Annotated in this window: 8 protein-coding genes, 2 tRNA genes and 1 pseudogene; all 11 read left to right on the top strand. The window is 68.1% G+C overall.

The annotated features are described in order from the left end of the window. The first annotated feature begins 38 nt into the window (after positions 1-38). On the top strand, positions 39-1,901 hold the full coding sequence (gene dnaA / locus E1181_RS20575; protein WP_132677209.1) for a chromosomal replication initiator protein DnaA: 1,863 nt from the start codon (positions 39-41) through the stop codon (positions 1,899-1,901). 1,218 nt (positions 1,902-3,119) lie between these two features. Beyond that, positions 3,120-4,244, top strand: a complete 1,125-nt coding sequence (dnaN, locus tag E1181_RS20570; protein ID WP_132677208.1) for a DNA polymerase III subunit beta — start codon at positions 3,120-3,122, stop codon at positions 4,242-4,244. A gap of 177 nt (positions 4,245-4,421) precedes the next feature. Next, on the top strand, positions 4,422-5,309 hold the full coding sequence (gene gnd / locus E1181_RS20565) for a phosphogluconate dehydrogenase (NAD(+)-dependent, decarboxylating) (protein ID WP_132677206.1): 888 nt from the start codon (positions 4,422-4,424) through the stop codon (positions 5,307-5,309). Positions 5,310-5,541: 232 nt separating this feature from the next. Continuing rightward, positions 5,542-6,729, top strand: coding sequence for a DNA replication/repair protein RecF (gene recF, locus E1181_RS20560; RefSeq protein ID WP_132677204.1), 1,188 nt, complete (start codon positions 5,542-5,544; stop codon positions 6,727-6,729). Positions 6,730-6,820: 91 nt separating this feature from the next. Continuing rightward, positions 6,821-7,408 (top strand): DciA family protein, encoded by a 588-nt coding sequence (locus E1181_RS20555; protein ID WP_207922233.1) that lies wholly within the window; start codon positions 6,821-6,823, stop codon positions 7,406-7,408. 380 nt (positions 7,409-7,788) lie between these two features. Next, positions 7,789-9,762: a DNA topoisomerase (ATP-hydrolyzing) subunit B gene (gene gyrB, locus E1181_RS20550; RefSeq protein ID WP_132677202.1), complete on the top strand. Its 1,974-nt coding sequence runs from the start codon at positions 7,789-7,791 to the stop codon at positions 9,760-9,762. Between the two features lie 49 nt (positions 9,763-9,811). Beyond that, the gene (gene gyrA / locus E1181_RS20545; RefSeq protein ID WP_132677200.1) at positions 9,812-12,307 is read left to right on the top strand and encodes a DNA gyrase subunit A; all 2,496 of its coding nucleotides are present in this window, start codon (positions 9,812-9,814) and stop codon (positions 12,305-12,307) included. A gap of 77 nt (positions 12,308-12,384) precedes the next feature. Next, a complete protein-coding gene (locus E1181_RS20540) occupies positions 12,385-13,269 on the top strand; it encodes a DUF3566 domain-containing protein (protein WP_132677189.1) in 885 nt (294 codons plus the stop codon). A gap of 127 nt (positions 13,270-13,396) precedes the next feature. Further along, positions 13,397-13,470 (top strand) — tRNA-Ile (locus E1181_RS20535). Between the two features lie 76 nt (positions 13,471-13,546). Further along, positions 13,547-13,654 (top strand): annotated as a pseudogene (locus tag E1181_RS32230) (DLW-39 family protein); the annotation flags it as partial. Positions 13,655-13,699: 45 nt separating this feature from the next. Further along, positions 13,700-13,772: transfer RNA gene (locus E1181_RS20525), tRNA-Ala, on the top strand. Positions 13,773-13,920 lie beyond the last annotated feature (148 nt).

Below are 13,920 nucleotides of genomic sequence, written 5' to 3'. Positions count from 1 at the left end.
CAACCGGGGAGCATCAAGCGAGGGGAGGGGAGCAGGCGGTGTCCGACCACCAAGCCGATCTCGGTCGAGTTTGGGAAGAGGTGGTGCAGGAGCTGTCCTCCGGCACTCTCTCGCCGCAGCAACGCGCGTGGATGCGGGTCACCCGCCCCATCGGGCTGCTCGACGGGACCGCGCTGCTGGCCGCTCCGAGCGACTTCGCGAAGGAAGCCATCGAACGCGCGCTGCGCGATCCGATCACCGATGCCCTCTCCCGCCGTCTCGGCCGCGACGTCTCGCTGGCCGTGAAGGTCGACACCGCGGTGCCCGCGCCGACCCGCCCGGTCGCCGCGCCCGCTCCTGCACCCGCCCCGGAGACGTGGAGCCCTCGCGGCGGCGACGACCAGTCGTCGTCCAGCTACATCTCCGTCCCCGGTTACGGCGGCGACAGCTCCTTCGGCCACACGGCGCACACCGGTTCGATCGGGCACACGGGATCCATCCCGATCGTGCCCAGCGCCGGTCCGCACAGCGCCGGTTCTCCCAGTTCAGAGCCCCAGGGCAGGCACGCCGCGCCCGAGCCGAAGCCGAAGGCCGCGGACATCGACTTCCCGACGGCCGAGTTCAAGTGGCCCAACGGCGAGATCCCGAAGCCCGCCTCGGCCAAGCCTGAACCCGAGGCCGAACCGGAGCCCGAGCCCGCCGAATCCGCGTCCGAGAGCCCCGAGCCCTCCACCGATTCGGGCTCGGCCGAGCCCGAATCCGGTGAGCAGGCCGCTGACGAGGGCGTGTGGCCGACCTTCGGTCGCGGGCAGGGCGGTCAGACCATCCCGTCGGCCGAGCCGCAGCAGGGCCAGCCGTTCACGGCGCCCAAGCACGCGCCGCCGACCTCGCAGACCAGGCTCAACGCCAAGTACACCTTCGACACCTTCGTGATCGGTTCGTCGAACCGGTTCGCGCACGCTGCCGCGGTCGCCGCGGCCGAGGCACCCGCTCGGGCGTACAACCCCCTGTTCATCTGGGGCGAGTCGGGTCTCGGCAAGACGCACCTGCTGCACGCGGTCGGGCACTACACGCAACGGCTGTTCCCCGGGATGCGCGTCCGGTACGTCTCGACCGAGGAATTCACCAACGACTTCATCAACTCGCTGCGCGACGACCGGCAGGTGGCGTTCCAACGCCGCTACCGCGACGTCGACGTGCTGCTGGTCGACGACATCCAGTTCTTGGAGGGCAAGGAAGGGACTCAGGAGGAGTTCTTCCACACCTTCAACACGCTGCACAACTCGAACAAGCAGATCGTGGTGTCCTCCGACCGGCCGCCGAAGGGGCTGCGCACGCTGGAGGACCGGCTGCGGACCCGGTTCGAGTGGGGTCTGATCACCGACATCCAGCCGCCTGAGCTGGAGACCCGGATCGCGATCCTCCGCAAGAAGGCGGCCCAGGACCGGATGAACGCGCCGGCCGACGTGCTGGAGTTCATCGCCTCCCGCATCGAGCGCAACATCCGGGAGCTGGAGGGCGCGCTGATCCGGGTCACGGCGTTCGCGTCGCTGAACCGCCAGCCGGTCGACCTGCAGCTGGCCGAGATCGTGCTGCGCGACCTGATCCCGGACTCGCAGACCCCGGAGATCACCGCACCGACGATCATGGCGGTCACCGCGGACTACTTCGGCGTGACCATGGACGACCTCTGCGGGCCCGGCAAGACGAAGGCGCTGGCCCAGGCCCGGCAGATCGCGATGTACCTGTGCCGGGAGCTGACGGATTCGTCGCTGCCGAAGATCGGGCAGTACTTCGGCAGCCGCGACCACACCACGGTCATGTACGCCGACAAGAAGATCCGCAAGGAGATGGCGGAGCGCCGGCGCGTGTACGAGCACGTCCAGGAGCTGACCGCCCGCATCAAGCAGCAGTCCCGCTGAACGACCGCACCACGCCGAGGACAACCGCCGTCCGAGTAGTTCTCGGGCCTTCCACCACACCGCCTGCATGACCAAGCCGGTCAACGCGAGGCTCTGACCTGCGATTTTTCGGCGTCAGCCGCTCATTTCGCCGCTGACGGGATTTTGCGGGTCCCCTGGTGTGATTCCCTAGGCCGCGCGCGGCCCATCTTTCTGGTACTGGGGCATGCCCCGACCCACCCGCCGCAGCAGAAATGTTCCGGCGTTCCGACGCGGGTCCACCCCTGCCCGCGCGCCCCGCACCGGTGCCCGCCGAGGTGCTAGCGAGGTTTCTGCTGGACCCCTCCGGCCTGATCCTGGACGCCGACCAGAAACATTCGAGCCAGATCCGGTCGCACGACGGGGCCTCCGAACGCCTCCGCGCAAGACCTGCGCCGCGAAATCACCACTTTCAGTGTTCGTCCGGACGCGGTGCGTGGGACCGGGAACATTCACGCCAAGAAGTTTTCTGCTCGGCCCCGTGGGCTTCACCTCACCGCCAGAACAGAAAACCGCCGAAGACGCCAGCTGTCCACAGAAATTCAATCCCCAGGCTTGACCTGCAATTTTCCCCAGTCCATCCACAAGCTGTGCACAGCCTGCCCACATGGTTGAGGCCGGTTGCCAACAGAGTTCCCACAACTCTGCCCACAACCCGACCGGTGGAGAACCCCCAATCCACCCGGGGATGGGTACAACCTGGGGTCCGACTGTGGATGGGAGTGTGGACAACTGGGGATGGTTGTGGAAGAACTCAAGACGGCCAGAAGTTGTCCACCACCCGGCTGTCGTAGTCCCCGGTTACTTCCAGTGGTCATCCACACGCGACCACGCCACCCGACCAGCCCAAACGACGGTTGTCCCCACAACTCACAGGCCTTACTACTACTGCGGACATTTCTTCTCTTCTTAGAAAGAAAGAAAAGAGAACTAGGGGCGGTGGATAAGTGGACAACTCCCACCTCGACGCTCGAACCGGCTCGGGCCAACAGCCACGACCCGGATGCGGAGATCGGTGAGCACGCTCTACGGTGGAACTCCCCGCAACGAGAAGCCCGGCTCGAACTCCTAGCGAAGTCCAAGCCGTTCTCGCTGCGGGATCGCTTCGCCCCCGATGCGGAGCACACCGAACCTTCCAGCCGCGCACGGCTCGACACAGTTCTCGGCAGCCGAGCCACGGCTGAAACCGAAAGGACACCCATGAAGATCCGCGTGGAGCGTGACGGTCTTGCCGACGCCGTCGCCTGGGTCGCGCGCAGCCTGCCGTCGCGGCCACCGGTTCCGGTGCTGGGCGGGGTGCTGCTCGATGCGAGCTCCGGGGAAGCGCTGACCATCTCCGGCTTCGACTACGAGGTTTCCGCTCAGGTCACCATCGACGCCTCGATCGACGCCAGCGGGAAGACCCTGGTCTCGGGGCGTCTGCTGGCCGACATCACCAAGGCGCTGCCGGCACGTCCGGTCGAGATGACCGTTGACGGCTCCCGGGTGACCATCACCTGCGGCAGCTCGCGGTTCAGCCTGCCGACCATGCCGGTCGAGGACTACCCGGCGCTGCCGGAGATGCCCGAGCACGCCGGATCCGTGCCGACCGACCTGTTCAGCGAAGCGGTCGGCCAGGTCGCCGTGGCCGCGGGCAAGGACGACACGCTCCCGATGCTGACCGGCATCCGGATGGAGATCAACGCGGACAAGCTGACCATGGTCGCCACCGACCGGTTCCGGCTGGCCATGCGCGAGATCACCTGGGAGCCCGGCACGAGCATCGCGGACACCCAGGTGCTGGTCCCGGCCAAGACGCTGGCGGACTCGGCCAAGACGCTGGGCGCCGGTGCGAGCAAGGTCGAGATCTCCCTGGCCTCCGGCGACGGACTGCTCGGCCTGTCCGGCACGACCCGCCGGAACACCAGCCGCCTGCTGGACGCGGAGTTCCCCAAGTACCGCCAACTGCTGCCCGCCGAGACCGCGGTGACCGCGAACATCGACGTCGGGCCGCTGGCCGAGGCGATCAAGCGCGTGTCGCTGGTGGCCGAGCGCGGCACGCAGGTCCGGCTGGAGTTCTCCGACCGCCTGCTGCGGCTGTCCGCCGGCGGTGACGACGAGGGCAGCGCCGAGGAAGAGCTCCCGATCGAGCTCGACGGCGAGGACCTGACCATCGCCTTTAACCCGGCGTACCTGCTCGACGGCCTCAGCGCCCTGAAGTCCGAGCGCGCCCAGATGCAGTTCACCACCGCCAACCGCCCGGCGTTGATCAAGCCGATCGACGACGAGGGCAAGGTCCAGGAGGGCTACCTCTACCTGTTGATGCCGGTCCGCCTGCCCGGCTGATCTCCGGCGAGGCCGAGGTGGTGCGCGGCTCACATCCGGCGCACCACCCGCCCCGTCGTCCCGGTTCGTGGTCGTAGGCTCGCGCCAGATCGATTCAGCGGGTGCCATGATCCCGCAGCGCGGCCGGCCACGCGCCGACCTCCACAAGTCGACACACAGTTCGGATAGGGAGTTCCAGTGCAACTCGGGCTTGTCGGCCTCGGCCGAATGGGTTTCAACATGCGCGAGCGGCTGCGGGCCGCCGGCCACGAGGTCGTGGGGTACGACCGCAACCCGGACGTCAGCGACGCGGCGTCCGTGGCGGAGATGGTCGAGAAGCTGGCCGGTCCGCGGATCGTGTGGATCATGGTTCCGCACGGCGACCCGACCCGGCAGACCATCGAGGAGCTGTCCGGACTGCTGTCCGCCGGTGACCTGGTGATCGAGGGCGGGAACTCCAAGTTCACCGATGACCAGGCGAATGCCGCGCTGCTGGCCGAGAACGACATCAAGTACGTCGACGTCGGTGTGTCCGGCGGGGTCTGGGGCGCCAAGAACGGGTACGGCCTGATGGCCGGCGGTGACGCCGAGGACGTCGAGCGCGCGCTGCCGATCTTCGACGCGCTGCGGCCGGAGGGTCCGCGCGAGGAGGGCTTCGCGCACGCCGGTCCGGTCGGGGCCGGTCACTACGCGAAGATGGTGCACAACGGCATCGAGTACGGCCTGATGCAGGCCTACGCCGAGGGCTTCGAGCTGCTCGCCGCCTCCGACGTCGTCACCGACGTACCCGCCACGATCAAGGCGTGGAGCAAGGGCACCGTCGTGCGCTCCTGGCTGCTCGACCTGCTGGTTCGCGCTCTCGACGAGGACCCGGAGCTGTCCGAGCTGCGCGGCTACGTGCAGGACTCGGGCGAGGGCCGGTGGACCATCGAGGAAGCGATCAACAACGCGGTCCCAGCTCCGGTCATGACCGCCGCGCTGTACGCCCGGTTCGCCTCGCGCCAGGAGGACTCGCCCGCGATGAAGGCGGTCTCGGCGCTGCGGAACCAGTTCGGCGGCCACGCGGTCCAGAAGTCCGAGGGCTGACCTCCCGACTCCTCGCGCGAGGACGTTCCGGCCGGAGCGTCCCCGCATCGCGGCAACGTCGACGGGGAGACTTGTCGACAAATCTCCCCGCCGTTCCGCGGGTGTCCGCGCTGGTCGCGGCACGCGGACAGGCCGTCCGGCACGGTCCGGACACACCAATTCGGACGGTGCGGACAACGCAGCCGCGGCGTCCGCGGAACCTGCCCGGCAAGAACAACTGAGTTGGATCGTCGTGTACGTGCGTCACTTGCAGGTCAACGACTTCCGGTCGTGGCCGCTCGCCGACCTCGAACTCGAACCCGGAGTCACCGTCCTGGTCGGGTCGAACGGTCAGGGCAAGACCAACCTGGTCGAGGCGATCGGCTACGTCGCCACCCTCGGCTCGCACCGGGTCTCCAACGACGCGCCGCTGGTTCGCTACGGAGCGGGCCGGGCGGTGGTGCGGGCCGCGGTGGTCAACAACGGCCGGGAGCTGCTGGTCGAACTGGAGATCACCCCGGGCAAGGCCAACCGCGCCAGGATCAACCGGGGCGCGGCCGGCAAACCCCGCGACGTGCTGGGGATCCTGCGGACCGTGCTGTTCGCACCGGAGGACCTGGCGATCGTGCGAGGTGACCCGGGCGAACGCCGCCGGTTCATGGACGACCTGCTGGTCGCGCGGGCGCCGCGCTACGCGGGGATCCGCTCCGACTACGAGCGGGTGCTCAAGCAGCGCAGCGCGCTGCTGAAGTCGGCGGGCGCCGCCCGGCGGGGCGGGGGCAAGGCGGATCTGAGCACCTTGGCGGTCTGGGACGGCCATCTCGCGCGCTACGGCGCCGAGCTGCTGGCCGGGAGGCTGTCCCTGGTGTCGGCGCTCGCCCCTCACGTGACCAGCGCATACGCGAACGTCGCGGCGACCGACGAAGCGAGCACTCCATCCGGTCGGGTCGCTGACCTGCGATATCGCAGCAGCTTGGGCGAATCCATGCCGGAGCGCTACGGGGTGCCCGGAGGCCCGGAGATCCCGTGGGACGAGGCTGTGCCGGAGCTGGAGGCCGCTCTGCTCGCGGAGCTGGAGCGCGTCCGGCCGCAGGAGATCGAGCGCGGCGTGTCGCTGGTCGGTCCGCACCGCGATGACCTGGACCTGCTGCTCGGCGAGCTGCCCGCGAAGGGTTATGCCAGTCACGGTGAATCGTGGTCGTTCGTCCTGGCGTTGCGGCTGGCTTCTTACCACCTGCTCACAGAGGATGGCGCGGAACCGGTGTTGATCCTGGACGACGTGTTCGCCGAGCTCGACCGCCGCAGGCGTTCCCGGCTCGCCGCGCTCGTCTCGGGGGCCGAGCAGGTCCTGGTGACGGCCGCGGTCGGCGAGGACGTCCCCGAGGAGCTCACCGGCGCCCGATTCGACGTCCGGGAAGGTGAGGTGCACCGTGCCGCCTGACGGAAACGGACGAAAAACTGCACGCAGAGTGACCGCGACCACGGAGCAATCCGTGGAACTACCCACATCTGGGGATAACCCTGTGGATGGTGTGGATAACTCAGCGCCCGTTCGCGGCTCCGACGGCGCCGCCCTGCCCGGGGACAAAGCGCCAGGTCAGGGCATCGACGGCAGCGAGCTGGCCGGGCCGGACCTGGCTCGTGCCGCGCTGCAGTCGGCGCGCGAGCAGTCCGCGGCCAAGCGCAAGGCGTTGGGCAAACCCGGCAAGCCGGGCAAGCTCCGCACCCGCAGGCGTCGCGGCTGGACCGGTGCCGGACCTGACGACCGGGACCCGCAGCCGCTGGGCAGGCTCGCCGCGCGGATCGCCTCGGAGCACGGCTGGACCGAGCACCTCTCCGGTGGTCAGGTCTTCGCCAAGTGGGACTCGCTGGTCGGCGGGGAGATCGCCGAGCACACCAAGCCGCTGCAGCTCAAGGACTGCGAGCTCACCGTGCAGGCGCAGTCCACGGCGTGGGCCACGCAGCTGAGGCTGCTCCAGCGCCAGATCCTCAAGCGGATCAGCGACGGGGTGGGGCCCGGCGTGGTCAAGCGGATCAAGGTGCAGGGACCTGCGGCTCCGAGCTGGCGACACGGTCCGCGACACATCTCCGGGCGCGGACCGCGAGACACCTACGGCTAGTAATCTGCGGGCTGCGGATCGTCGAGGTGCGGGTCCACTCGCAGGTGAGGATCGCCGGGCGGCCGATCGCCGCAGAGAATTCCGAGCAGGCGTTCACGGCTCTTCGATGGTGGATTGATCCGAGTTCTCGACTCTGTGAGCAAGCTAGGGGCGTCCTTGCCCCACTTCTGCGACGGGGGACCAGTAGAATCAAGGCGGGTGTGACCCGACGCGCTCCCCGGTCGTCAGCGGCGAGGGGCCCGGACCGGGCCGCGCCGGGGTGCGGCGCCGGCAGCCGAGTCGCCCCGAAGTGGTCGTAGAGGTGCGCCGGAGCCGGTAACCAGGCCGGCATCGACCGATCACCGTGACAGCACAGTCGGCTTGAGGAGAAATCGAGGCCCGTGGCACCGAAGAAGAGCGAATACAACGCCTCATCCATCACCGTTCTTGAGGGCCTTGAGGCCGTCCGCAAGCGTCCCGGCATGTACATCGGTTCCACCGGTGAGCGCGGTCTGCACCACCTGGTGTGGGAGGTCGTGGACAACTCCGTCGACGAGGCGATGGCCGGGTACGCCTCGAAGGTCGAGGTCACCCTGCTCGCCGACGGCGGCGTGCGGGTCAGCGACGACGGCCGAGGCATCCCGGTCGACATGCACCCGGTGGAGAAGAAGCCGACCCTCGAGGTCGTGCTGACCGTGCTGCACGCGGGCGGCAAGTTCGGCGGCGACTCCTACGCCGTCTCCGGTGGTCTGCACGGCGTGGGCGTGTCGGTGGTCAACGCGCTGTCGACCGTGCTCGAAGCCGAGATCCACGTCGACGGCTACGTGTGGCGGCAGCGCTACGAGGACTCCAAGCCCGCCGCCGACATCGAGCGCGGCGAGAAGACCAGCAAGACCGGCACCACCATCACGTTCTGGGCCGACCCGACGATCTTCGAGACCACGCACTACAACGCGGAGACGGTCTCCCGCCGCCTGCAGGAGATGGCCTTCCTGAACAAGGGCCTGACCATCGTCCTGCGCGACGAGCGCTCGGCCGAGTCGGAGGAGGGCGGTGAGGACGCCCAGGGCGCCACCGCCAAGATCACCGAGCGCACGTACCACTACCCGGGCGGGCTCGAAGACTTCGTCAAGCACATCAACGCGACGAAGGAGCCGATCCACAAGAAGGTCGTCGCCTTCAACGCCTCCGGCAACGGGCACGAGCTCGAGGTCGCGCTGCAGTGGAACTCCGGCTTCAACCAGTCGGTGTACACCTTCGCCAACACGATCAACACGCACGAGGGCGGTACCCACGAGGAGGGCTTCCGGTCCGCGCTGACCCGCGTGGTCAACGCCTACGCCAAGGACAAGAAGCTCATCAAGGACAAGGACGGCAGCCTCACCGGCGACGACGTCCGCGAAGGTCTCGCCGCGATCGTGTCGGTGAAGGTCCGCGAGCCGCAGTTCGAGGGCCAGACCAAGACCAAGCTGGGCAACACCGAGGTCAAGTCGTTCGTGCAGACCACCGCCTTCGAGTGGCTGACCGACTGGTTCGAGCGCAACCCCGCCGACGCGAAGACGATCGTGAACAAGGCGGTCTCCTCGGCGCAGGCGCGGATGGCCGCGCGCAAGGCCAAGGAGCTGGTCCGACGCAAGAGCGCGATGGACATCGGCGGCCTGCCGGGCAAGCTCAAGGACTGCCAGTCCAACCAGCCCGACGAGTGCGAGCTCTACATCGTGGAGGGCGACTCCGCGGGCGGCTCGGCCAAGGAAGGCCGCGAGTCGCGCTTCCAGGCGATCCTGCCGCTGCGAGGCAAGATCATCAACGTGGAGAAGTCGCGGATCGACAAGGTCCTCAAGAACAACGAGGTCCAGGCGATCATCACCGCGCTGGGCACCGGCATCCACGACGAGTTCGACCTGTCGAAGCTGCGCTACCACAAGATCGTGCTGATGGCCGACGCCGACGTCGACGGCCAGCACATCCGGACCCTGCTGCTGACCCTGCTGTTCCGGTTCATGCGCCCGCTGATCGAGAACGGGCACGTGTTCCTCGCGCAGCCGCCGCTGTACAAGATCAAGTGGCCGCGCTCCGAGCCGGAGTACGCCTACAGCGACAAGGAGCGCGACGCGCTGCTCGCCCAGGGCGCGGCCGCCGGTCGGAAGCTGCCGAAGGACGACGGCATCCAGCGCTACAAGGGTCTCGGCGAGATGAACGCCGACGAGCTCTGGGAAACCACGATGAACCCCGAGTCCCGGCTGCTGCTGCAGGTGTCGCTGGACGACGCGGCGACCGCGGACGAGCTGTTCAGCGTGCTGATGGGCGAGGACGTCGAAGCCCGGCGCTCGTTCATCACCCGCAACGCCAAGGACGCCGGCTTCCTCGACGTGTGATCGACGCGCAGGTCAACCAGCGAACTCTCCGAACTAGCAAGGGAAGAGCATGACGGAAATCCTGCCGCCGGAACACGGTCGGATCGAACCGGTCGAACTCCAGCAGGAGATGCAGAACTCCTACATCAACTACGCGATGAGCGTGATCGTCGCGCGCGCCCTGCCGGACGTGCGCGACGGTCTCAAGCCGGTGCACCGGCGCGTGCTCTACGCGATGTACGACTCGGGCTTCCGGCCGGACCGCGGTTACGTGAAGTGCTCCCGCGTCGTCGGCGACGTGATGGGCAACTACCACCCGCACGGCGACTCGGCGATCTACGACACCCTGGTCCGCCTGGCCCAGCCGTGGTCGATGCGCCACCCGCTGATCGACGGTCAGGGCAACTTCGGCTCGCCGGGCAACGACCCGGCCGCGGCCATGCGGTACACCGAGTCGCGGCTGGCCCCGTTGGCGATGCACATGCTCGCCGACATCGAAGAGGACACCGTCGACTTCTCCGACAACTACGACGGGCGCACCCAGGAGCCCGACGTGTTGCCGTCGCGGTTCCCGAACCTGCTGGTCAACGGCGGCGGCGGCATCGCCGTGGGCATGGCGACCAACATCCCGCCGCACAACCTGCGCGAGGTCGCCGACGGCGTCGTGTGGGCGCTGGAGCACCCCGAGGCCGAGGACGAGGAGCTCCTCGAAGCCCTCATGGAGCGGATCAAGGGACCGGACTTCCCGACCCGCGCGCTCGTCCTCGGCACCAACGCGATCGCCGACGCCTACCGCACCGGCCGCGGCTCCATCAAGATGCGGGCCGTCGTGGCCGTGGAGGAGGACAGCAAGGGACGCACCACGCTGGTCGTCACCGAGCTTCCGTACCAGGTCAACCCGGACAACCTCATCGAGAACATCGCCTCGATGCACCGGGAAGGCAAGATCTCCGGCATCTCCGACATCGCCGACGAGTCCAACAGCCGGCGCGGCATGCGGATCGTGGTCACCCTCAAGCGGGACGCGATCCCGAAGGTGGTGCTCAACAACCTCTACAAGCACACCCAGCTGCAGACGACCTTCGGCGTCAACATGCTGGCCCTGGTCGACGGCGTGCCGCGCACGCTGCGGCTCGACCAGACGATCCGGTACTACGTCAAGCACCAGATCGAGGTCATCGTCCGCCGGACGAAGTACCGCTTGCGCAAGGCCGAGGAGCGCGCCCACATCCTGCGCGGTCTGGTCAAGGCGCTGGACATGCTCGACGAGGTCATCGCGCTGATCCGCCGCTCGCCGACGGTCGACGACGCGCGCACCGGCCTGATCGAGCTGCTCGACGTCGACGAGGTCCAGGCGAACGCGATCCTGGAGATGCAGCTGCGCCGCCTGGCCGCCCTGGAGCGCCAGAAGATCGTCGACCAGCTGGCCGAGATCGAGCGGGAGATCGAGGACCTCAAGGACATCCTCGACAAGCCCGAGCGGCAGCGGCAGATCATCCGCGACGAGCTGATGGAGATCGTCGACAAGTACGGCGACGACCGCCGCACCAAGATCGTCCCGTTCGAGGGCGAGGTCTCGATGGAAGACCTCATCGCCGACGAGGACGTGGTCGTCACGATCACCCGCACCGGCTACGCCAAGCGCACCCGCACCGACCTGTACCGGGCGCAGAAGCGCGGCGGCAAGGGCGTGCAGGGAGCGGCGCTGAAGCAGGACGACATCGTGTCGCACTTCTTCGTCTGCTCGACGCACGACTGGATCCTGTTCTTCACCAACAAGGGCCGGGTCTACCGCGCGAAGGCCTACGAGCTGCCCGAGGCCAACCGGACCGCTCGCGGTCAGCACGTGGCCAACCTGCTGGCGTTCCAGCCGGACGAGCAGATCGCCCAGGTCATGCAGATCAAGGACTACACCGCGGCGCCGTACCTGGTGCTGGCGACCAAGAACGGTTTGGTCAAGAAGTCCCGTTTGACGGACTTCGATTCCAACCGATCGGGTGGTCTTATCGGTGTGAACCTGAAGGACGAGGACGAACTCGTCGGCGCCGTGCTGTGCTCGGCCGACGACGACCTGCTGCTGGTGTCGGCGGAAGGTCAGTCGATCAGGTTCCACGCCTCGGACGATGCGCTCCGGCCGATGGGCCGGGCCACCTCAGGCGTCCTGGGCATGCGCTTCAACGACGGCGACGAGCTGCTCGCGATGGGCGTGTGCCGCGAGGACCGGTACGTGCTGGTCGCCACCGCAGGCGGTTACGCGAAGCGGACTCCGATCGAGGACTACCCGGTCCAGGGCCGCGGCGGAAAGGGCGTGCTGACTCTTCAGTACGACCGCAAACGTGGCAGGCTTGTGGGGGCGCAGATCGTCGAGCTGGAGGACGAGCTCTACGCCATCACCTCCTCCGGCGGGGTCATCCGCACCACCGCCAAGGAGGTGCGCAAGGCCGGTCGGCAGACGAAGGGGGTTCGCCTGATGAACCTCGACGAGGGCTCGACCCTGCTGGCCGTGGCGCGCAACGCCGACGAGGCAGCGGATCCGGACGCCGCACCGGAGCCCAAGCAGGCGTGACCGCAGCGCCGATCAACTGAACATGCCGTGGCACGCCACGGGGCACACCGACGCCGACGATCACCGAAGGATCGCTCGTGACAAGTTCCGAGAAGCCGGAGTCCTCGGACCCGCAGAAGGATGCGGGCCGGGGCTCGGCCAGCACCCAGACAGTCGACGACAAGGTCTCCACGACCGGTTCTGAGGCTGCTGCCTCTGCGAGCGGGACCGACGAGTCCGGCTCGACGGCCGAGCCGACCGCCACCGACGGCGGCGGGGAGGACCTCGACGGCACCGACGCGCCGCCGCCGTGGCAGCGCGGCTCGGCCTCCTCCTCGGAGGAAGAATCCGCGGAGGAGGAGCCGAGCAGTCTTTCGGGATCGCTGGCAGCCGGTGCCCTCGGCGGCGCCGCCGGTGCCGCGGCAGGCGGTTCGGCCGCCGGGAGCCGCGACACCGACGACACGCAGACGATCCCGAAGACCGTGTCCGACCAGGAGACGGTCCGCACGCAGATCCCGCAGTCGGGACGCACCCAGGTGTCCTACACCGGTGCGGGCAGCGGTTCCGGGACGCAGCAGCAGCGCAGCACCACCGGTCCGTCCGCGCGGCGCCCCAGCCGGGGACCGCGCCGGGCGAGCCTGCAGATCAAGCGGTTCGACCCGTGGTCGGTGCTGAAGCTGGCCCTGGTGCTCAGCGTCGCGCTGTTCTTCGTGTGGATGATCGCCGTGGCCGTGCTCTACGGCGTGCTCGACGGCATGGGCGTCTGGGAGCAGCTCAACGGCACCTTCACCGAGCTGACCCAGCCCGACGACGCGGTGAACGAGCCGCTGATCAGCGCGGGCAGGGTCTTCGGCGTCGCCTCGATCATCGGTGCGATCAACATCGTCCTGATCACGGCTCTGGCGACCGTGGCCGCGTTCATCTACAACGTGGCGGCGGACTTCGCCGGCGGCATCGAGATCACGCTGTCCGAGCGCGAGTGAGTCGCTGACCGCGCTGCGGCGGCGTTTTCCGAGGTAGGGGAGCGCCGCCGCGGTGCGGTCGGGACGGAGTGACCCCCCGTGACGAGAGCGGGAGGCCGTCCTGTAATGTTTGCAGCACAACGAACGAGGGCCTATAGCTCAGGCGGTTAGAGCGCTTCGCTGATAACGAAGAGGTCGAAGGTTCAAGTCCTTCTAGGCCCACTCGGGAATTCTTCCCCCCTCTTTCAGAGACTCGAACATCAACGGCATGGATGCCGTGTTCTAGGAGGCGACCGGAATGAAGAAGCTGCTCGCACTCGCCGCAGTTGCCGGAGTCGTGCTGTTCGTGGTCCGTCGCAACAAGGCCGCCAAGGCCGAGGCCGACCTCTGGCGCGAGGCCACCGCGGAGGTCTGATCCTCCGGCCGGGGGCCCTGACCTCCGCCGCCGTTGGGGGACGTAGCTCAATTGGCAGAGCACCGCCTTTGCAAGGCGGGGGTTAGGGGTTCGATTCCCCTCGTCTCCACTGCACGACAACGCCCCGCGCAGAGCGGGGCGTTTTTTGTTTTCTCGGTCTGACCTGCGGTTTCGCGGTGTGGTGGTTCCATTGAATGGATACTGCTGAATGATCGAAGCCGATAGTAATAGTGAGCATGAAGAGGCCGGGCCTGCTG

The sequence above is a fragment of the Saccharopolyspora terrae genome, from assembly GCF_004348435.1.
In the GTDB taxonomy this organism is placed as follows: domain Bacteria; phylum Actinomycetota; class Actinomycetes; order Mycobacteriales; family Pseudonocardiaceae; genus Saccharopolyspora; species Saccharopolyspora endophytica.
Note: the sequence above shows the minus strand (reverse complement) of the source record. Positions and strands in the feature narration are given on the sequence as shown.